The 20433-nt window shown below is 65.6% G+C and carries 16 protein-coding genes, 1 rRNA gene and 1 other RNA gene; 2 read left to right on the forward strand and 16 right to left on the reverse strand.

The window, feature by feature from the left end; all coding sequences use genetic code 11:
- Position 1: 1 nt before the first annotated feature.
- The 12 genes from KYC_RS06460 to rnpB form a co-directional block, all read right to left on the reverse strand.
- Positions 2-952, reverse strand: a complete 951-nt coding sequence (locus tag KYC_RS06460) for a D-alanine--D-alanine ligase (protein ID WP_008160107.1) — start codon at positions 950-952, stop codon at positions 2-4.
- Positions 949-2355 (reverse strand): UDP-N-acetylmuramate--L-alanine ligase, encoded by a 1407-nt coding sequence (gene murC / locus KYC_RS06465; RefSeq protein ID WP_008160110.1) that lies wholly within the window; start codon positions 2353-2355, stop codon positions 949-951. Before murC ends, KYC_RS06460 begins: the two co-directional genes overlap by 4 nt.
- A complete protein-coding gene (gene murG / locus KYC_RS06470) occupies positions 2352-3428 on the reverse strand; it encodes an undecaprenyldiphospho-muramoylpentapeptide beta-N-acetylglucosaminyltransferase (RefSeq protein ID WP_008160112.1) in 1077 nt (358 codons plus the stop codon). The genes murC and murG overlap by 4 nt, the downstream gene beginning before the upstream one ends.
- On the reverse strand, positions 3425-4618 hold the full coding sequence (gene ftsW / locus KYC_RS06475) for a putative lipid II flippase FtsW (RefSeq protein WP_008160113.1): 1194 nt from the start codon (positions 4616-4618) through the stop codon (positions 3425-3427). The genes murG and ftsW overlap by 4 nt, the downstream gene beginning before the upstream one ends.
- Positions 4615-6147, reverse strand: a complete 1533-nt coding sequence (murD, locus tag KYC_RS06480; RefSeq protein WP_008160116.1) for a UDP-N-acetylmuramoyl-L-alanine--D-glutamate ligase — start codon at positions 6145-6147, stop codon at positions 4615-4617. Before murD ends, ftsW begins: the two co-directional genes overlap by 4 nt.
- A complete protein-coding gene (gene mraY, locus KYC_RS06485; RefSeq protein WP_008160118.1) occupies positions 6144-7313 on the reverse strand; it encodes a phospho-N-acetylmuramoyl-pentapeptide-transferase in 1170 nt (389 codons plus the stop codon). The genes murD and mraY overlap by 4 nt, the downstream gene beginning before the upstream one ends.
- Positions 7303-10161, reverse strand: coding sequence for a bifunctional UDP-N-acetylmuramoyl-L-alanyl-D-glutamate--2,6-diaminopimelate ligase MurE/UDP-N-acetylmuramoyl-tripeptide--D-alanyl-D-alanine ligase MurF (gene murF, locus KYC_RS06490; protein ID WP_008160120.1), 2859 nt, complete (start codon positions 10159-10161; stop codon positions 7303-7305). The genes mraY and murF overlap by 11 nt, the downstream gene beginning before the upstream one ends.
- On the reverse strand, positions 10158-11888 hold the full coding sequence (locus KYC_RS06495; RefSeq protein WP_008160122.1) for a peptidoglycan D,D-transpeptidase FtsI family protein: 1731 nt from the start codon (positions 11886-11888) through the stop codon (positions 10158-10160). The genes murF and KYC_RS06495 overlap by 4 nt, the downstream gene beginning before the upstream one ends.
- Positions 11885-12178 carry a cell division protein FtsL gene (gene ftsL, locus KYC_RS06500; RefSeq protein ID WP_008160124.1) on the reverse strand — a complete coding sequence of 98 codons (294 nt, stop codon included), beginning with the start codon at positions 12176-12178 and terminating at the stop codon, positions 11885-11887. The genes KYC_RS06495 and ftsL overlap by 4 nt, the downstream gene beginning before the upstream one ends.
- Complete coding sequence (gene rsmH, locus KYC_RS06505) at positions 12178-13275, reverse strand: 16S rRNA (cytosine(1402)-N(4))-methyltransferase RsmH (protein WP_008160127.1); 1098 nt, start codon at positions 13273-13275, stop codon at positions 12178-12180. Before rsmH ends, ftsL begins: the two co-directional genes overlap by 1 nt.
- A 7-nt stretch (positions 13276-13282) precedes the next feature.
- The gene (gene mraZ, locus KYC_RS06510) at positions 13283-13711 is read right to left on the reverse strand and encodes a division/cell wall cluster transcriptional repressor MraZ (protein WP_008160128.1); all 429 of its coding nucleotides are present in this window, start codon (positions 13709-13711) and stop codon (positions 13283-13285) included.
- A 356-nt stretch (positions 13712-14067) separates the two neighbouring features.
- An RNA gene (rnpB, locus tag KYC_RS28365) (RNase P RNA component class A) lies at positions 14068-14473 on the reverse strand.
- A gap of 135 nt (positions 14474-14608) precedes the next feature.
- Between rnpB and KYC_RS06515 the strand changes: the two genes are divergently transcribed.
- On the forward strand, positions 14609-16435 hold the full coding sequence (locus KYC_RS06515) for an ATP-binding cassette domain-containing protein (protein WP_008160130.1): 1827 nt from the start codon (positions 14609-14611) through the stop codon (positions 16433-16435).
- Positions 16436-16574: 139 nt separating this feature from the next.
- Here the strand turns inward: KYC_RS06515 and pyrC are convergent, their stop codons facing one another.
- Positions 16575-17639, reverse strand: coding sequence for a dihydroorotase (pyrC, locus tag KYC_RS06520; RefSeq protein ID WP_008160131.1), 1065 nt, complete (start codon positions 17637-17639; stop codon positions 16575-16577).
- Between the two features lie 11 nt (positions 17640-17650).
- A complete protein-coding gene (locus KYC_RS06525) occupies positions 17651-18844 on the reverse strand; it encodes a M20 aminoacylase family protein (protein ID WP_008160133.1) in 1194 nt (397 codons plus the stop codon).
- Between the two features lie 147 nt (positions 18845-18991).
- On the opposite strand from KYC_RS06525, the gene KYC_RS06530 reads away from it, so the two are divergent.
- Positions 18992-19270: an SWIB/MDM2 domain-containing protein gene (locus tag KYC_RS06530; RefSeq protein WP_008160134.1), complete on the forward strand. Its 279-nt coding sequence runs from the start codon at positions 18992-18994 to the stop codon at positions 19268-19270.
- A 372-nt stretch (positions 19271-19642) separates the two neighbouring features.
- Here the strand turns inward: KYC_RS06530 and KYC_RS06540 are convergent, their stop codons facing one another.
- Positions 19643-20008, reverse strand: a complete 366-nt coding sequence (locus tag KYC_RS06540; protein WP_043517742.1) for a DUF4870 family protein — start codon at positions 20006-20008, stop codon at positions 19643-19645.
- Between the two features lie 178 nt (positions 20009-20186).
- Positions 20187-20299: ribosomal RNA gene (gene rrf / locus KYC_RS06545) — 5S ribosomal RNA — on the reverse strand.
- Positions 20300-20433 lie beyond the last annotated feature (134 nt).

Genomic DNA, 20433 nt, shown 5'->3' on the forward strand with positions numbered 1-20433 from the left:
GTCAAGCGTTGCGGGCGGGGCTGTGCACCTTGCACGAAGCCTCGGACAGGATCGCCACGCACAGGTCGGCGTAACTGATCCCCACGGCCTTCGCCGCCATGGGCACCAGCGAATGGCCGGTCATGCCGGGCGACGTATTCATTTCAAGCAGCCAGGGCCGGTTGTCGCGGTCGAGGATGAAGTCGGCGCGCCCCCAGCCTTCGCAACCCAGCGTCTGATAGGCCTTTACGGCAATCCGGGCGACTTCTTCAGCCACTTCCGGCGGCAAGGTTGCCGGGCAGAAGTACTGGGTGTCGTCCGAAAAATACTTGTGCTCGTAGTCGTAGTTGCCGCCGGGCGCGGCGATCTCGATTACCGGCAGCGCGCGGGCGGACTTGCCGGAACCCAGCACCGCCACGGTCAGTTCGCGGCCGGTGATGAACTGCTCGGCCAGGACCTCGGCGTCGAAGCGCGCCGCGGCTGCATAGGCTTCCTTCATGTCCGAGTAGCCCACCACCTTGGTGATGCCGACGGTCGAGCCTTCGTGCGGCGGCTTGATGATCAGCGGCAGGCTCAGGCGGTCCGGCACCAGGCGCAGCTCGGTATCCGCATCCAGCACTTCGAAATCCGGCGTGGGCAGACCATGCTGCAGCCAGATGCGCTTGGTCATGGTCTTGTCCATGGCCAGCGCCGAGGCCATCGGGCCGCTGCCGGTGTACGGGATGCCCAGCAGCTCCAGAGCGCCCTGGATCGTGCCGTCTTCGCCATAGCGGCCGTGCAGCGCAATGAACACGCGGTCAAAGCCTTCGGCAGCCAGTTCGGCGAGGCTGCGCTCGCCCGTATCGAACAGGTGCGCGTCCACGCCGGCGCTGATCAGCGCCTGCTGCACGCCCTTGCCCGACATCAGGGACACTTCGCGCTCGGCGGACTTGCCGCCGTACAACACACCCACCTTGCCGAATTGCTTGCTCATGCCAGTTCTCCCACCTGGGCCGGGACCTTGCTGATCGAACCCGCACCCATCACGATGACCACGTCGCCATCGCGCACGAAATCCACGACCGCCTGCGGCAGGTCGGTCACCTCTTCCACAAACACCGGTTCCACCTTGCCCGCCACCCGCAGGGCGCGCGACAGCGCACGGCCGTCGGCCGCGACCAGGGGCGGCTCACCGGCCGCATAGACCTCGGTCAGCAGCACGGCGTCGGCGGTTCCCAGCACACGCACGAAGTCCTCGAAACAATCCCGCGTGCGCGTGTAGCGGTGCGGCTGGAAGGCCAGCACAATGCGACGGTCCGGCCAGGCGCCGCGGGCGGCGGCCAACGTCGCGGACATTTCCACCGGGTGGTGGCCGTAGTCGTCGATCACCGTGAAGGTGCCGCCGCCATGACGGGCCGGCACGGGAAACTCGCCGGTCTGCGTGAAACGGCGGCCCACGCCCTTGAACGCGGCCAGCGCATCGCAAATGGCGGCATCGGATACGCCCAGTTCGGTCGCCACCGCGATTGCGGCCAGGGCGTTGCGCACGTTGTGCAGACCCGGCAGGTTCAGTTCCACCTGCAGCGGCGGCAGCAGGGTATCGCCGTGCGTGCGCTGCACGTTGAAGCGCATGCGCGTGCCTTGGGGCTGCACTTCGTAGGCGCGGACCTGCGCCTCCGGGTTCAGCCCATAGGTCGTGATGGGGCGCGACACGAAAGGCATGATCTCGCGCACATTGGCGTCGTCCGAGCACAGCACCGCGCTGCCGTAGAACGGCAGGCGCTGCGTGAACTCGATGAAGGCGCTCTTGAGGCGCGCCACATCGTGCCCGTAGGTGTCCATGTGATCGGCATCAATGTTGGTCACGATGGCCATCACCGGCAGCAGGTTCAGGAACGACGCGTCGGACTCGTCGGCTTCGACCACGATGTAGTCGCCCTGCCCCAGCCGCGCATTGGCGCCGGCCGAATTCAGGCGTCCGCCGATCACGAAGGTGGGGTCCAGGTCGCCCGCGGCGAGCACGCTGGCCACCAGGCTGGTCGTCGTGGTCTTGCCATGCGTACCCGCGACGGCAATGCCGCGCTTCAGGCGCATCAGTTCGGCCAGCATGATGGCGCGCGGGACAACGGGGATACGCGCGGAACGCGCGGCGATCACCTCGGGGTTGTCGCCCGCGACGGCGGTGGACGTGACGATGGCGCCCGCGCCCGTAACGTTGCTTGCAGCGTGGCCGATGGCGATCTTCACGCCCAGCCCGGCCAGACGGCGCGTTACCGCCGACTCGTTCAGGTCGGAACCGCTGATGGCATAGCCCAGGTTGAGCAGCACTTCGGCGATGCCGCTCATGCCGGAACCGCCGATGCCTACGAAATGGATATGTTGAATTCTGTGTTTCATGATGAACGCCCCGCTGCTTGTTCACAGACGTCGGCGATATGGGCAGCCGCGTCGGGGCGCGCATGTGCGCGGGCCCGGACGGCGACAGCCTGCAGTTCTTGTCGGGAGCGCTGGGCAAGCCAGTCCGCCAGCCACTCGGGCGTCATGGCGGTCTGCGGTTGCAGCCAGGCGGCCTGCGCGTCGCTCAGGAAGCGCGCGTTGGCGGTTTGATGGTCATCAATGGCATGCGGGAACGGCACGAACAGCGCCGCGACGCCGGCCGCGGCCACTTCGGACACCGTCATGGCGCCTGCGCGGCAGATCAGCAGATCGGCCTCGGCCATGGCGCCCGCCATGTCATCAATAAACGCGCGGCAGTCGGCCTGCACGCCCGCCTGGGCGTAGGCTTGCTGCAGCGCGGGCAAATGTTGTTCGCCAGCCTGATGGACGACCGTCGGCCGGCTTTCCAGCGGCAGGCGCGCAAGCGCCTGCGGCACGGTAGTGTTCAGCGCCTGCGCCCCCAGGCTTCCGCCCACCACCAGGACGCGCAGCGGACCGCTGCGGCCGGCATAGCGCGCGGCCGGATCCGGCAAGGCGCACAGGTCGGCGCGCACCGGGTTGCCCATGGCCTCGCCCTTGGGCAAGACGCCGGGGAAGCCGCTCAGCACGCGGCGCGACATCTTCGCCAGGCACTTGTTGGCGGTGCCGGCGACGGCGTTCTGCTCGTGCACGACCAGCGGCGTGCCGCGCAGCGCGGCAATCACGCCGCCCGGGAACGCCACATAACCGCCCATGCCCAGCACCACGTCGGGACGCACGTCGGACAGCCGCGACCACGCTTGCGCGAACGCGCGCAGCAGCAGGAACGGCAGCTTCAGCAACGCGGATGCGCCCTTGCCGCGCACGCCCTGGAAACGCAGCGGCACCAGCTCAATACCGCGCGGCGGCACCAGCTTGCCTTCCATTTTTTCGGGATTGCCCAGCCACAGCACGCGCCAGCCGCGCTCGCGCAGCACGTCGGCCACGGCCAGGCCCGGCATGATGTGGCCGCCGGTTCCGCCAGCCATGATCAGGATGGTGCGGGCGGCGGTCATACCCGTCCTCCCCGCATCATGATGCGGTTTTCCACGTCGACCCGGATCAGCATCGCCAGCGCGCACAGGTTCATCACCACGCCCGAGCCGCCGTAGCTCATCAGCGGCAGGGTCAGGCCCTTCGTGGGCAGCAGCCCCAGGCAAACGCCCATGTTGATGAACGACTGCACGCCGAACCACATCGCCACGCCGTGCGCCACCAGCCCCGCGAACGTGCGTTCCATGGCGATGGCCTGGCGGCCGATGTCGAATCCACGATAGATGATGATGGCGAACAGCGTGATCACCGTCATCACCCCAACGAAGCCCAGTTCCTCGCCCACCACCGCCATCAGGAAGTCCGTATGCGCTTCGGGCAGGTAGTGCAGTTTTTCGACGCTGGCGCCCAGGCCCACGCCCAGCCACTCTCCCCGGCCCAGCGCGATCAGCGAATGCGAAAGCTGGTAGGCGCTGCCATAGGCGTTGTCCTCGTTCCAGGGATCCAGGTACGCGAAAAGACGCGCGCGGCGCCACGGCGACAGCCAGATCAACATCAGGAACGTGCCGACCAGCACCGCCAGCAGGCTGCTGAAGTACTTGCCGTTGATGCCGCCCAGGAACAGGATGCCGATGGCGATGGCCACGATCACCATGAAGGCGCCCAGGTCGGGCTCCAGCAGCAGCAGCATGCCCACGCCGGCCAGCGCGAAAGCCATCGGCAGGAAGCCGCGGGCGAACGCCTGCATGTGCTCCTGCTTGCGGACGGTGTAGTCGGCCGCGTAAAGCAGGGCGGCCAGCTTCATCAGTTCGGAGGGCTGGAAGTTCAGCGGACCCAGCGGGATCCAGCGGTGCGCGCCGTTGACCTCGCGGCCGATCCCGGGAATCAGCACCGCGACCAGCAAGGCGATCGACACCATGAACAGCGGCACGGCAAGGCGCTGCCAGACACGGATGGGAATCGCCAGCACCACGGCGCCCGCCAGCAGGCCGGCGCTGACGAACAGGCCATGCCGGATCACAAAGTAATAGCGCCCATAAGACGCGTATCGCGGGCCGTCGGCCAGCGCGATCGACGCCGAATACACCATCAGCAAGCCGAGCAGCAACAGCGTCGATGCCGCGATGACCAGCGGCAGATCGAAGTTGCGCATCTTGGTACGGCCGGGCCGTACGGCGTTGACGCTGGCGGTGAGATCGGCGATCAGGCTCATGCCACCTCTCCACGGTCGCGGGCCAGGTCTTCAACTTCTTCCACGAACACCTGTCCGCGATGCGGGTAATTGCGGAACATGTCCAGGCTGGCGCACGCGGGCGACAGCAGCACGGCATCGCCCGGCTGCGCCAGTTCCGCCGCGCCGCGCACCGCGTCGCGCAGCGATGCCGCCGTCACGCAGTTGACGCCGGTCGGCGCCAGCACGCGGCCGATCTCGGGGCCGTCCGCGCCGATCAGCATCACGGCGCGCGCGTGGCGCGACACCACGGGAATCAGCGGGGAGAAATCCTGGCCCTTGCCCTGGCCGCCGGCGATCAGCACGACCGGCTGCCCCAGGCCTTCCAGCGCGGCCACTGTAGCGCCCACGTTGGTGCCCTTGCTGTCGTTGATGTAGTCGACGCCGCCGATCGTGCGTACGAAAGCCGCGCGATGGGGCTCGCCCGCATACTCGCGCAGCGCACGCAGCATGGCGCCCCAGCCCAGGTCCAGGCAGCGCGCCAGTTGCAGCGCCGCCAGCGCATTCAATGCATTGTGGATGCCGCGGATGCGCAGGGCATCGACCGGCATCAGGCGGCTCATGCGCCCCTTGGCCCGGACGGGCTCGGGCGCGTCCTTCTTGCGCCGCACGGGCGGAGCCGGTTCGTCGAAATCGCTGGGCTCGCAGGCCGTCAGCCACGCCACGCCCTGCCCCAGTTCCAGGCCCATGTCGCCCACCAGCTCCGGCAGGTCGCGGCCGAAACTGCGCACGTGCATGGCGTTCAGCGCCGGAACCATATCGACGGTGTACGAATCGTCGCGATTGACGATCGCCACCCGCGCCATCTTCAGGAGGCGCGCCTTGGCCTGCGCATAGGGCTGCATGCCGCCATGCCAGTCCAGGTGGTCCTGGGTGACGTTCAGCACGACGGCCGCGTCGGCCATCAGCGTGTGCGTGGTTTCCAGCTGGAAACTGGACAGTTCCAGCACCCACACCTGCGGCAGCGCCTCGGTATCCAGCGCATCCATCAGCGCGGCCAGCGCCGCGGGGCTGATATTGCCCGCGGCCAGCACGGTCATGCCGCTGGCTTCAATCAATTGCCGGGTCAGCGCCGTCACGGTGGTCTTGCCGTTGGTGCCCGTCACGGCCAGCAGGCGCGGCCGGTACTCGCGCGTCTGCGCCAGGTCCGCAAGCGCACGCGCAAACAGTTCGATTTCGCCGACGACTTCGATTCCGCGGGCCTCGGCCTCGCGCAGAATGTCCGCCGCTGGCGCCTGAGCAGGCGCCAGGCCGGGGCTGAGCACCAGTTGGGTAACCCCGTCGAGCAGGTCCGTGGCAAACGATCCGTCGCATCCCAGGCAATATTCCACGTCGCTCTGCGCCAGCGCTTCGCGCAGCGCGGCAAGCCCGCCCGGTTCTGCGCGCGTGTCGGCCACGCGCAAGCGGGCGCCCAATCGGGCGCACCAGCGAGCGGCGGCGACACCCGTCTCGCCCAATCCGAGGATCAGGACGAGCGGCGCGTCAGCGCGGGAGGTTTCCATCGTATTCATCGCAACTTCAGGGTAGAGAGGCCAATCAGCACCAGCATCATGCTGATGATCCAGAAACGCACGACCACCTGGGTTTCTTTCCAGCCGCCCACTTCAAAGTGATGATGCAACGGCGCCATGCGGAAAATGCGTCTACCTGTTCCATAACGTCGCTTCGTGTACTTGAACCAAGTCACTTGCACCATCACGGAAAGGGTCTCGACCACGAACACGCCGCCCATGATGAACAGCACGATCTCCTGGCGCACGATGACAGCGATCGTGCCCAACGCGCCGCCCAACGCGAGTGCGCCGACGTCGCCCATGAAGACCTGCGCCGGATACGCGTTGAACCATAAAAATGCCAGCCCCGCCCCGCCGATCGCGGCGCATAGCACCATCAATTCGGCAGCGCCGGGAATATACGGAAACAGCAGATACTTCGAATAGTCGACGCGGCCGACCACGTAGGCAAAGATGCCCAGCGCGCTGCCCACCATCACGGTCGGCATGATGGCCAAGCCATCCAGGCCATCGGTGAGGTTCACCGCGTTGCTGGTGCCGACGATCACCGCCCAGGTCAGCGCCACAAATCCCAGCACGCCGAGCGGATAGCTCACCGTCTTGAAGAACGGCACGATCAGGTCGGCGCGCGTGGGCAGGGACATCGTGAAGCCGCTGCCCACCCAGGCCTTGAACAGAGGCCAGAGTTCCGTATTGGCGGGTGCAGACACCGCGAACGCCAGATACACCGCGGCCACCATGCCGATGGTGGCTTGCCAGAAGAACTTCTGCCGAGCCGGCATGCCTTCGGGATCGCGATAGACCACCTTGCGGTAATCGTCGCGCCAGCCGATCCAGCCGAAACCGAAAGTCACCAGCAGCACGACCCACACGAAGCGGTTCGTCCAGTCGGCCCACAGCAGGGTGCTGATGGCGATGGAGATCAGGATCAACACCCCGCCCATGGTGGGCGTGCCGGTTTTGACCAGGTGCGACTCCGGGCCATAGGCGCGCACGGCCTGGCCGATCTTCATTTCAGTCAGTTTGCGGATCACGCGCGGACCGGCCACCAGGCCGATCAGCAGCGCCGTCGCGCACGCCAGCACGGCGCGCAAGGTGATGTATTCGAACACGCCCAGCGCGCGAACATCGTCGGAAAGCAGGCGGGCGATCTCAAGCAGCATGCTGCTCTCCCTGCCCCTTGGCCGCAATACCGTCAGTCGAAGAAAAAGCCGTCACTACCCGCTCCATGCGCATAAAGCGCGATCCTTTTACCAATACGCAGGACGGACGCAGGCCGCGCAACGCGGCAACGACTTCGTCTACCGATGCGCAGGCGTGTGCGCCCGGGCCGAATGCGGCGGCTGCCGCCCGGCTGGCTTCGCCTAGCGTGATGAAAGCGTCGAGCCCATGCTCGCGCGCATAATTGCCCACCTCGGCATGCATGGCGGGGCCGTTGTCCCCGATTTCACCCATGTCGCCCAGCACCAGGACTCGCGTGCCGGCGATGCGCGCGAGCACGTCGATGGCCGCGCGAACCGAATCGGGGTTGGCATTGTAGGTGTCATCAATGAGCAATGTTCCGTCACTCATTCGCTTGTGCTGCATGCGGCCGGCGACCGGGGAAAACCCCGCCAGCGCCCGCACCGCGGTCTCGAGCGGCGCCCCCGCGGCGATCGCGCTGGCGATGGCCGCCAGCGCGTTGCGCAGGTTGTGCAGGCCGGGCACGGGCAGCGCCAGGTCGGCGGTGCCGACCGGCGTCACCACGCGGCAGCGCGTGGCGTCCACTTCCGCGATGATCTGTTCCGCATAGACGTCCAGTCCGGGCTGCAGGCCAAAACGCAGCACGCGGCGCGGCTCGGCCAGCGCATCCCAGATCGCCGAATAAGGTTCGTCGCCCGGGTAGACCGCGACGCCGTCCTGCGGCAACGCCGCGATGGCGGCACCGTTCTCGTGCGCAACCGCTTCCACGGTATGCATGAATTCCTGGTGCTCGCGCTGGGCATTGGTGACCAGCGTCACGGTCGGCGCCGCCAGGGCGGCCAGCTGCGCGATTTCGCCGGGATGGTTCATGCCCAGCTCGAACACGGCGGCCCGATGCTCGGGACGCAGGCGCAGCAGCGTCAACGGCACGCCGATGTCGTTGTTCAGATTGCCCGCCGTGGCCAGACGAGCGGCCTCGCCCTGCCATTCGGCCAGCATGGCCGAGATCATTTCCTTGGTGGTCGTCTTGCCATTGCTGCCGGTCACGGCCACCACGGGCAGCGCGAATCGCGCGCGCCATGCGGCGCCGATGCGCATCAGCGCAACACGGGTGTCGCCCAGGACCAGCTGCGGCAAGCGGGTATCGTGTACGGCATGCGCCACGACCGCAGCGCATGCGCCGCGCGACTCGGCCTGGTCCAGGTAGTCGTGCGCATCGAAGTTCTCGCCCACCAGCGCGACGAACAATTCGCTCTCGCCAATGCGGCGCGTGTCCGTGGAAACGCCCTTCACCTGCGGCAGCAGCAACGCCAGCCGCGCCCATTCGCGGTCATCGAACGGGAGCTTTTCGCCCCCGATGTCCTGATAGGTCTCGTGGCCCTTGCCCGCCAGCAGCACTACATCTTCCGGCGAAGCCGCCCAGATGGTCTGCATGATGGCGCGCGCGCGGTCCACCTGGACGTCCGCGTGAGCGGACTCGGGAATGCCGGCCAGTATCTGTTCGACGATGGCTTCCGGCGACTCCGTGCGCGGGTTGTCGCTAGACACCACAACGTGGTCGGCCAGTTCCGCCGCGACGCCGCCCATCACGGGACGCTTGCCCGGATCGCGCTCGCCGCCGCAGCCGAACAGGCAGATCAGCCGGCCGGCGCGCGCATCGGATACGGCGCGCAACGCCAGCAGCGCCCGGGACAGCGCGTCCGGCGTGTGTGCGTAGTCCACCACCACCAGCGGGCCTCGGCCCGCATGGGCTTGAGCGCCGGCGGCCAACGGTTCCACGGTCTGCAGGCGGCCGTCCACCGGGTCGGTCGCGGCCAGTTCGCGCGCGATCTGCGCGAACGGCAGGCCCAGCTTATAGAGCACGCCCGCCACCAGCAGCAGGTTCGACACATTGTGTGCGCCCAGCAGGCGCGTCACGATCTGGGCTTCGCCATGCGGCGACACCAGCGTGAAAATCTGGCCTTGCGAAGTGGCTTGCAGATCGCGCGCCCGCATCGCGGCGGGGATCGCGGCGTCTTCGCTCAGGCTATAGCCCATCGGCGACACGCTGTCGGGCAGGCCGGCAAGCAACCGCCGCCCCGCCTCGTCGTCGGCGTTGATCACGGCGGACGTCAGGCCCGGCCAGCGGAACAGGCGAGCCTTCGCCGCTTCGTAGCGCTCCATCGTGACGTGATAGTCAAGATGGTCGCGCGTGAGGTTCGTAAAGGCGGCCAGCGCAACGCGCACGCCATCCATCCGGCCCTGTTCGATGCCGATGGACGACGCCTCCATGGCCACCGCTTTCGCGCCGGCGTCGCGCATCGCGGCCAGCGTGCGGTGCACGGTCAGGACGTCGGGCGTGGTCAGGTCGCCGCCCAGCGTGCGGCCATCGGGCAGCACGGCGCCCAGCGTGCCGATGGTGCCGCACGCCTTGTCGTTGCGGCTTAGCGCATGGGCGATCCACTGGACCGAGGACGTCTTGCCGTTGGTGCCGGTCACCGCCACCACCGCCAGCGCGGCCGACGGGCGGCCGTACCAGGTGTCGCCCAGTTCGCCCAGCAGCGAGCGCAGGCCGGTCACCGGCAGCATGGGGGTATCCGCCGCCGCGGCCAAGATGGCGTCGGTGGCGGGCGCTTCGAACAGCACCGCGCTGGCGCCCAGCGCCAGCGCCTTATCTATATAGAGGCGTCCGTCGCTGGACAGGCCCGGGCAGGCGACAAATACGTCGCCCGGCTCGATTTCGCGCGAGTCCAGCTTGAGGTGCGCGGTCAGCGAGACGCGCGCATGCAACCACGCCACGGTCTCGGCAACCGTGGCGACAGGGTTAGAGAGGAAGCCTTTGGCGCTCATCTGCCTGGCTCCTTGATACCAGCAACAATCGTGGATTCAAAAGGCGCGTCGGGCCGCACCCCCATCAGCCTCAGGCTCCCCCCCACGATTTGGGAGAACACGGGCGCGGCGATGGCGCCGCCGTAATAGCCGCCTATCGTCGGTTCGTCGATCGACACGGCGACCACAATCTTGGGGTCCGACACCGGCGCGAAGCCCACGTAGGAACTGCGGTAGCGCTGGGTGCTGTACTTGCCGTCCACGATCTTGCGGGCCGTGCCGCTCTTGCCCGCCACGCGATAGCCCTGCACCTGGGCGGCCTTTGTGCCTTCCGGGCCGGCCGCGGCTTCCAGCATGGCGCGCACCATCGCGGTCGTCTTCGGCGTGTAGATCTTGACGCTGGTGGGATCGCTGTCGCGCTTGACCAGGGTCAGGGACACCATGTCGCCGTTACGCGCGAAAACGGTATAAGCGCGCGCCACCTGCAGCAGCGACACCGACAGGCCGTAGCCGTAGGCCATCGTGGCCTTTTCAATCAGGCGCCAGCGGTCCCACGGACGCAGGCGTCCGGGCGCCGCGCCGGGAAATCCCACCTGCGGAGCCTGGCCCAGGCCCAATTCCGTGAAGCGGTCCCACATTTCACGTGATTCCAGCTTCTCGGAGATCATCGTCATGCCGATATTGCTGGACTTGCGCAGCACGCCCGCCACATCCAGCGTGCCGTTGCGGCTCACGTCGCTGATAGTGCTGCCCTGATAGGAGAAACGGCCATTGCCGGTTTCAAACAGCGTCGACGTGGTGATGCGCCCCAGGTCCAGCGCCAACGCCGCGGTGAACGGCTTCATGATGGAGCCGGGCTCGAACGTATCGGTAATGGCCTGATTGCGCAGCTTCGACCCATGGAAGGTTTCGCGCTTGTTCGGATCGAAAGTCGGCACGTTGGCCAGCGCCAGGATCTCGCCGGTATGCACGTCCACGACCACGGCGGTGGCGCCCTTGGCCTGGTGCTTGTCCATGGCGTCCTTCAGTGCCTTGAACACCAGGTACTGCAGGCGGGTGTCGATCGACAGGCGCAGGTCGCGACCGTCCACCGGCAGGGTGACGGCCTGCACGTCCTCGATCACGCGGCCCAGCCGGTCCTTGATGACGCGGCGGCTGCCGGGGCGGCCCGACAGTTGCTGATTGAAGGTCAGCTCGACGCCTTCCTGGCCCTGGTCTTCGACGCTGTTGAAGCCCACGACGTGAGCCATCACGTCGCCGTCCGGGTAATAGCGGCGGGTTTCGGGCTGCTGGTGCACGCCCGGCAGGCCCAACTGCTTGATCTTGTCGGCCACGTCCATCGAGACCTGGCGCTTCAGGTAGACGAAGTTCTTGTCTTCGTCCACCAGGCGGCGGCGCAGGTCTGCCGCCGGCGTCTCCAGCAGCTTGGCCAGGGAATCAATCTGGCTGGGCGTGGCCTGCTTCACGTCTTCCGGGATCGCCCAGATGGCGCGCGCCGGCACACTCGAGGCCAGCACCGCGCCGTTGCGGTCCGTGATCTTGCCGCGCGTCGCGGCCAGCGTCAGCGTGCGCTCATAGCGCCGTTCGCCCTGCTGCTGCAGGAATTCCGTCGACAGGCCTTGCAGGAACAGCGCGCGGCCAGCCAGCACGGTGAATCCGCCAAACAGCAGGATCAGCACCAGGCGGGCGCGCCACGTGGGCAGCTGTCCACGCAGGACGGGATTGTCGAAGAAAGGAACGCGCTTCATTGTGCGCCCCCTGCCGCGGCGGGCACGGGCGCCTGATTCAGATATAGCGTGCGATCCGGGACGATGGGGATCATCTTCAGGCCGTCGCGCGCAATGGCGTCCACCCGCGCATTGCGGGCGAGCTCGGCGCGCTCGAGCTGCAGGCGCCGCCAATTGGTTTCAAGGTCGCGTGCATGCGCCTGATCACGGCCCAGCTCCACAAAGAGCTGACGCGACTGATACCGGCTGGTGACCAGGGAAATGGCCGACAGCATCAGCAAAGCCGCAATGATCAGGTTGACGCGACCCATTAGCGGCGCCCTCCCTTGCCGCCGCGGCGCGGTGGCGGGGCCAGGTCGCTGCCCGGCAGCGAGCCGATCTTGACGAACGCAAAACCGCCTTCGGCGGGCAAAGGCGTTTCGGTGCGCTCGGCAACACGCAGGATGGCCGAGCGGGAACGGGCATTGGCCGCGACTTCATCGTCTTCGGCCACGACCTTGCCCAGGGAACGCAGGACCGGCTGTGGCATTTCGCTTTCACGCAGCGGCAGGCGTGCATGCGCGGCGGCCGGACGCGCCGCCGCCGCAATGCATTGCTTGACCATGCGGTCTTCGAGCGAATGAAAGCTGATCACCGCCAACCTCCCTCCCGGGGCAAGCAGGTCTAGAGCTGCCGCGAGGGTGCGCGCGAGCTCTTCGAGTTCCCGATTGATGTAAATCCGTAAAGCTTGAAAGGTGCGTGTGGCCGGATGTTGCCCCTTTTCGCGCGTGCGGACGGCGCTGGCGACGCACTCGGCAAGCTCGAGCGTGGTGCGCAGCGGCCTTGTTGCGCGGCGAGCAGCAATCGCCTTTGCAACCTGAAAAGCAAACCGTTCTTCGCCATAATCCGCTATGACCTCCCGCATCTCATCCACACTGGCTTGCGCCAGCCAATCCGCCACCGTGGGTCCACGAGTGGTGTCCATCCGCATATCGAGCGGTCCGTCTCGCATGAACGAGAAACCGCGCTCAGCGTCATCAATCTGAGGCGACGAAACGCCCAGATCCAGCATCACGCCATCGACCTTGCCGATGCCGAGCTGCTCCAACTCTTCCGCCATGGTCGCAAAGCCACCATGGACGACCGTCACCCGAGAGTCCTGCGCCGCCAGCGCGTTGGCAACGGCGATTGCCTCGGGATCCTTGTCAAAAACCACCAGCCGAGCCTGCTTGCCCAGACGGCCAAGCAGTTCGCGGCTGTGCCCGCCACGCCCGAAGGTGCCGTCGACAAAAACGCCGCTGTCGGCTCGCGTGGCCGTATCGGGCTCGTCCTGCGGGTGCGACCGTGCCGCGCCCTTGCCGCCGAAGCCGGGCAGCAAAAGCGCGTCCACCGTCGGCGCCAGCAGGACGGGCCGATGTTCGAATTCCATAACTCTTTCAGAACGAAAACTGGTTCAACACATCCGGCATACCCTTGGCCAGGTCCTCAGCCTCGCGGCTGGCCAGGGTAGCGGCGTCCCACAGCTCGAAGTGCGCGCCCAGACCGAGCAGCATCACATCGCGCGTCATACCGGAAGCGTTGCGCAGTTCAGGAGCGATCAGGACCCGGCCGGAGCCGTCCAGTTCGACGTCCTGAGCGTTGCCCAGCAACAGCCGCTGCAGCGCCCGGGCCGTCATGGGAAAGGCGGCGATCTGTTCGCGCTTCTTTTCCCACTCTGACCGCGGATACACCAGCAAGCAGCCGTCGGGGTGGCGGGTCAGGGTCAGCCGGCCTTCGGCCTGCGACATGAGCGCGTCACGATGCCGGGTCGGAATCGAGATCCGTCCCTTGGCATCCAGCGTGAGCGCGCTGCTTCCCTGAAACACCACTTGTACCCCACTTAATTGCACAATTTCCTACTATTTCCCACTCTACGGTATGGGAAAGGGGCGGTCAAGCGCGTGGTTGCAATTTTTTCAATCACAACAAGGACTTAGATCAAGTTGTAAAATCGCAAAAAGAAAAACCTCCCAATAAATCAGGAGGTTGCGACACACTCTAAAAGTCCTTCTTCAGAAGTAGCGGCTAACGATGGCAGCCCATCGGTTTACGGCCGGTCGATTTTCTCCGGCGGGCGGGACTTGGGGCCCGCCGTTGACCACGCCGGTAAAAATGAACCGGTGCAGCCAGGGCTGCCGCACAGCCGGACGTAGGCCGGGCTGCGCGTGCTGCGGAATTTCAAATGCAAGACGGGTCTATAGGCCGGATTCTGTACACCAGGTTTCCCTGGCGGACGATCATTCCTCTGCGCGGATCATTGCTGAGCCGCTGTAGCCATCTACCCGCATGCTCGGACGGAGCCGCCCTTCACGGCCGTGAGGCCGCACGCATGCCTATTTGATGTTGCTCCGGATAGAGGTTGCCGCGTTTCACCCTGCGATGCCGCCGCCCGTTGCCGGGAGGCGCAATACGGAGATGGCCGTATCAGTGCGCGCAAAGCGCGCCCGCGCCGCAGTCTCGTCTCTGTGGTCCTATTCCTCAGCCGCGTCCGAAGACACGACCGGACGGCCGTTAGCCGTTACCCTGCCCTGTGGAGTCCGGACCTTCCTCGATGGATTCGCATCCACCGCGATCGTCCGACCCGTCTTGCAGCCCGTATTCTATTACAGCCGCCGGCTCCGTCCCCCAAGGGGCCGGCCTGCCGGCCTGCCCGCAACAGCGCCCCGGGTTCCTGCGACAATACGCGCTGATCCGCTTTGACGCCGCAGACGCTTTCCTTATACATGGCCCTCGAAACTCTCATCACCCTGACCGACATCCAGCTTGCGTACGGCCACCATCCGCTGCTGGATCATGCCGACTTCGCCATCCAGGCCGGCGAACGCATCGGGCTCATCGGCCGCAACGGGGCGGGCAAGTCCTCGCTGCTCCGGCTGCTTGACGGCAGAACCCTGCCCGACGACGGCTCCATCGCCCGCAATTCGGGCCTGCGCGTCGCCACCGTCGAACAAGAACCGGAGCTGGACGACAACGCGACTGTCTTCGACGTCGTCTGCAACTCGGAAGGCGACCACGAAGACTGGCAGCGCCCCTCCCGCGCCCGCGCCGTCCTGGAAAAGCTGGGGCTGCCCGCCGATGTGCAGATCGCCGGCCTGTCAGGGGGCACCCGCAAGCGGGTCGCCCTGGCTCGCGCCCTGGTCGACGAACCCGATCTGCTGCTGCTGGACGAGCCCACCAACCATCTGGACTTCGATGGCATCGCCTGGCTGGAAGACATGTTGCGCGCCTGGAAAGGCGCAGCCGTCATCATTACCCACGACCGCCGCTTCCTGGACGCGGTCACCACCCGCATCGTCGAACTCGACCGCGGCCGCCTCCTGAGCTTTCCAGGCAACTTCTCCCAGTGGCAGGAACGCAAGGCCCAATGGCTGGAATCCGAACGGCTGGAGCAGGCGCGCTTCGATAAGCTGCTCGCGCAAGAGGAAGTCTGGATCCGCAAAGGCGTGGAAGCCCGCCGCACGCGCAACGAAGGCCGTGTGCGCCGGCTGGAAAGCCTGCGTGTCCAGCGCGCCGAACGCCGCGAGCGCGTCGGCAATGTCTCGCTTGCCCTGGCCGAAGGCCAGCGCTCGGGCAAGCTCGTCGCTGAACTCGACCATGTCGGCAAGACCTTCGGCGACAAGGTCGTCGTCGACGATTACTCCACGACCATCCTGCGCGGCGACCGCATCGGCATCATCGGCCCCAACGGCGCCGGCAAGACCACGCTGCTCAAACTCATTCTGGGCGAAATGCAGCCCGACACCGGCTCGACTCGCTTGGGCACCAATGTCGCGGTCGCCTACTTCGACCAGATGCGCGCGCAACTCGACGAAAACGCCTCGCTCGTCGACATCATCAGCCCGGGCAGCGAATGGGTCGAGATCGGCGGCGTGCGCAAACACGTGATGACCTACCTGGGCGACTTCCTGTTTTCGCCTGCGCGCGCGGGCTCGCCCGTACGCAGCCTGTCCGGCGGCGAACGCGCTCGCCTGCTGCTTGCGCGGCTCTTCGCGCGCCCCGCCAACGTACTGGTGCTGGACGAACCCACCAACGACCTGGACATCGAAACGCTGGAACTGCTGGAAGAGCTGCTGCAGGAATATGCCGGGACCGTGCTGCTCGTCAGCCACGACCGCGCATTCCTCAACAACGTCGTGACGCAGACCATTGCCTACGAAGGCGCCGGTCACTGGCGGGACTATGTGGGCGGGTACGACGAATGGGTCGCCCAGCGCCCCGCGCCGGCCGCTCCGCCGGCTGACGCGGACAAGCCGGCCAAGGCCGCCGACGAAAGCGCCGCGCGCGCCAAGGCGGCTCGACCCAAGCCTGCCAAAGCCGGCAAGATCAACGCCTGGGACCTGCGCGAACTCGAAGGCCTGCCGGACGCCATCGCCGCGCTCGAGGCGCAGCAGGCCGAGCTCGCGGGCAAGCTCGCGGACGGCAGCCTGTACCGCGAAGCCCCGGCGGAAGTCGAGCGCATCAACGACGAGCTTGCCAAACTGGAAAGCGAACTCGAAGAGAAGTTCGCACGGTGGGAGCTGCTGGAGGCCCGCCGCGATGGCACGCTCTGAATCACCGTACCGCGCTATACGTATATAGAGGCGAGCCAAGAAAAATAGCAACGCGTCCAACAAAAAGGGTTGAACGGCCTACCGCCGCTCAACCCTTTTTCATGCAAGACCGCACGCAAGACTGGCTGCAGCCCGCCCGTCAGACGTGCGCGCGCCAGGCCAGCGATTCGCCGGCCGCCAGCGGAACCAGCGTGGTGTTGCCAAAGGCCAGCTCTTCCGGAATCTGATAGGTCTCGCGGGTCAGCGTCAGCGTGCCCGTGTTGCGGGGCAGGCCGTAGAAGTCCGGGCCGTGGAAACTGGCGAATCCTTCCAGCTTGTCGAGCTTGCCCGCCGCCTCGAAAGCCGTCGCGTAGAGTTCCATCGCATGCAAGGCGGTGTAGCAGCCAGCACAGCCGCACGCATGCTCCTTCAAGCCTCGCGCGTGCGGCGCGCTGTCGGTGCCCAGGAAAAACCTCGGGCTGCCGCTGGTGGCGGCTTCGACCAACGCCAGACGATGGGTCTCGCGCTTCAGGATTGGCAGGCAGTACCAATGCGGACGCACGCCGCCCTGGAAAATCGCGTTGCGGTTGTACAGCATGTGCTGAGGCGTGATCGTTGCGGCGATCGGGCCTTCCGCATCGCGCACGTATTCCGCGCCCTCTTTCGTCGTGATGTGCTCGAACACCACCTTCAGTGCCGGGAAGGCGCGCCGCAACGGCTTCATAACGCGCTCGACAAAAATGGCTTCGCGGTCGAACACGTCGATTGACGGGTCGGTCACTTCGCCGTGAACCAGCAGCGGCATGCCGCAGTTCTGCAGCGCCTCCAGCGCCTTCGAGCACTTGCCCAGCAGGTCGGTCACGCCGGCGTCGGAATTGGTTGTGGCGCCAGCCGGATACAGCTTCACCGCATAAACCTGGCCGGACTCGTGCGCCCGCACGATTTCCTCGGCCGAGGTATTGTCCGTCAGGTAAAGCGTCATCAGCGGAGTGAACGAAGCCGGATTGACGCCTGCCTTGTCCAGGGCCGCAAGAATGCGGCCGCGGTAGGCCAGCGCCTGCTCGGTCGTGGTCACCGGCGGCTTCAGGTTGGGCATGATGATGGCCCGCGCGAACTGGCGGGCGGTATCCGCAACCACGGCTTCCAGCGCGGCGCCATCGCGCAGGTGCAGGTGCCAGTCGTCGGGACGGGTGATGGTCAGTTGAGTCGTGCTTTGAATAGACATGGGAAGGCTTCTTAATCTGCCAGCGGCATGCCCCGCTCGGCCAGCGCGCAGAACATCGCGCTGCCCAAGGGGATGACCGCATCGTTGAAATCAAAATGCGAGTTGTGCAGCACGCAGCCGGAATCGGCCCCGCCCTGGCCCAGGCGGAAGTATGCGCCGGGCTTGCTCTGCAGCATGAAGGAAAAGTCCTCTGAGCCCATCGAGGGCGTCAGGTCGCGCACCACATTCTCCTTGCCGATCATCTCGGTAGCGATGTCGGCCACCAGGTTTGCATGATGCGGCGTATTCAGGGTGGCGGGATAGATACGCTCGTACACCACCTCGGCCGTTCCGCCGAATGCGCCTGCAATCGCACCAACCAATTCGCGCATTCGCGTCTCGACCATTTCCTGGACCGACTTGCGGAACGTGCGCACCGTGCCCACCATCTTGGCCTCACGCGGAATCACGCTCATCGCGCCCGGATGTCCAGCCTGAACCGAACCAATCGAAACGACGGCGGAGTCCAGCGGATTCACGTTGCGCGACACGATGGTCTGCAGCGCCGTAATGATATGACCCGCGATCGTGACCGGATCAATCGTCTGGTACGGATGAGCCCCGTGACCGCCTCGCCCCGTGATCTGGATCTCGAAGCGATCGGCCGCCGCCATCATCGGCCCCGGGTTGATGCCGATCGTGCCTGGCTTCAGGCCGGGCCAATTATGCAATGCATAGATCGCGTCGCAAGGAAAGGTATCGAATAGTCCATCCTCGAGCATGGCGCGCGCCCCGCCGCGTCCTTCTTCGGCAGGCTGGAAAATCAGCACCGCGGTGCCGTCGAAATTGCGCGTCTGCGCCAGATACTTAGCGGCACCGATCAGCACCGCCGTATGGCCGTCGTGACCGCAGCCATGCATCAGGCCGGGCTTGGTGGACTTGTGCCCGAACGTGTTGTCTTCGGTCATCGGCAGCGCGTCCATATCCGCGCGCAGGCCAATCATGCGGCCGCTATCGCAGCGTTTGCCGCGGATCACACCCACCACGCCTGTCTTGCCGATACCGCGATGCACCTCGATGCCCAGCGCCTCCAGGGCGCCCGCAACGATGCCCGACGTGCGGACCTCTTCAAAGCCCAGTTCCGGGTGTGCGTGCAAATCGCGGCGGAGCGCCGTCAATTCGTCATGAAAAAGCCGAATCGATTCCAGCGGAGATCGTGCGTACATAGGACGTTACAGAATGACGTGATAGAGGGGACAGTCTGCGCATTTTAGTTGCTACAGAGGATAAATGCCTTTGTCTTTACTGGAGAGACACGTTATGCTCCGGCCGCAGGACAATTTTTCCAACAGCCAGAGAAGGAGCGCCGCATTATGGCCACAACCTCCAAACCCGCGACCGCGCGCAAGCCGAACGCTGCATTCATGAAGCCCCTGACCCCCAGCGCCGAACTGGCCGCCGTCATCGGCTCGGAAGCCGTGCCGCGTACCGAGGTCACCAAGAAGATCTGGGAATACATCAAGAAGCACAACCTGCAAGATGCCAGCAACAAGCGCAACATCAACGCCGATGCCAAGCTGCTCCCGATCTTTGGCAAGGATCAGGTCACGATGTTCGAATTGACCAAACTGGTCAACGCACATCTGAAGTAAGCAGGCAAAGGGCGTACGGCGTACGTCCCTGCCTTTGGATTGTCGCGACGCCCAGGCTTACGGCCGGGCGAGCCCGGCTCCACCACGTTAGCCCCATCTCCGGCGCATTTGCCGCCAGCTCCACGCTCCGTGGACACACATTCCTCCCTCTTCATTGCCTGATCGTGATCGCTTCATTGTCAGATCGCGTGGTTCGGCATGTGCGATTCCGCTAGAGCCAGCGCAGCGGCGCTTGAATACAGCGCTGTCCTCGCGCTTGCATCCTCGGCCTCCAGCCCCAGACATTGGGGGGCCAGGCGCACATAGATCTTCAACAGACACGCAATGAAAAGGCCGGCATGCATGCCGGCCTTCGGGTTCATCGCGTAAGGCTCACGCGTATGTCGTGGGCGCGCTGCCTTCCAGCAGCGACAGCCATCCCTTGATGAGCCGATACAACACCCACACGATCGTGGCCGCTACACCGATCCAGCCGATGAAGATGAGCGTGGCGATGCCGCTGATCGCAAGCCACAGCAGCGCCCACCAGAACGTGCGCAGCAGCCAGTCGAAATGGGCCGCGTAGACAGTGCCGGCGGCGTCCGAGCGCTTCAGGTACATCAGCACAACCGCAGCCAGCGTGGCAATGCCCAGGAATCCACTCGTCAAAAAGCCCAGGGCATACAAGCCATAGGCCACGTGGGTCAACGTGCGCAGGTCCAATGTCGTACCGGGCACGGGGGTCTGGGGATCACTCACGATAACGCTCCAACGAATTGACTCGGTCAATCTTACCGCACAAAGCCACCCCACCCACGAGCGTTGTTATTTGGGCACATTCAATATTGGCGCGGCTTGCAGGCCTGCTACGGAAGCCGCGCGCCATGTCCCAAAGACAAAGCCCCACCGCGACGCGGTGGGGCTTTGAGGGATAAGACCTTGACGATGACCTACTTTCACAGACGTCCGTCCACTATCATCGGCGCAAAGGCGTTTCACTGTCCTGTTCGGGATGGGAAGGAGTGGTACCACCTTGCTATGGTCGTCAAGCGTAACTGCTTGAGCCGTTGACGCCTTAGCGTCAACCGTTCGAATCTTGGGTACTGCAGCAAGAGCCTCGGCTCTCGCGTCCTGCGCATCATTGCCGCTACGCCAGGCAATCGGATACGTCGAAGGTTCTCACT

It is taken from the genome of Achromobacter arsenitoxydans SY8 (genome assembly GCF_000236785.1).
Taxonomy (GTDB): domain Bacteria; phylum Pseudomonadota; class Gammaproteobacteria; order Burkholderiales; family Burkholderiaceae_B; genus Achromobacter; species Achromobacter arsenitoxydans.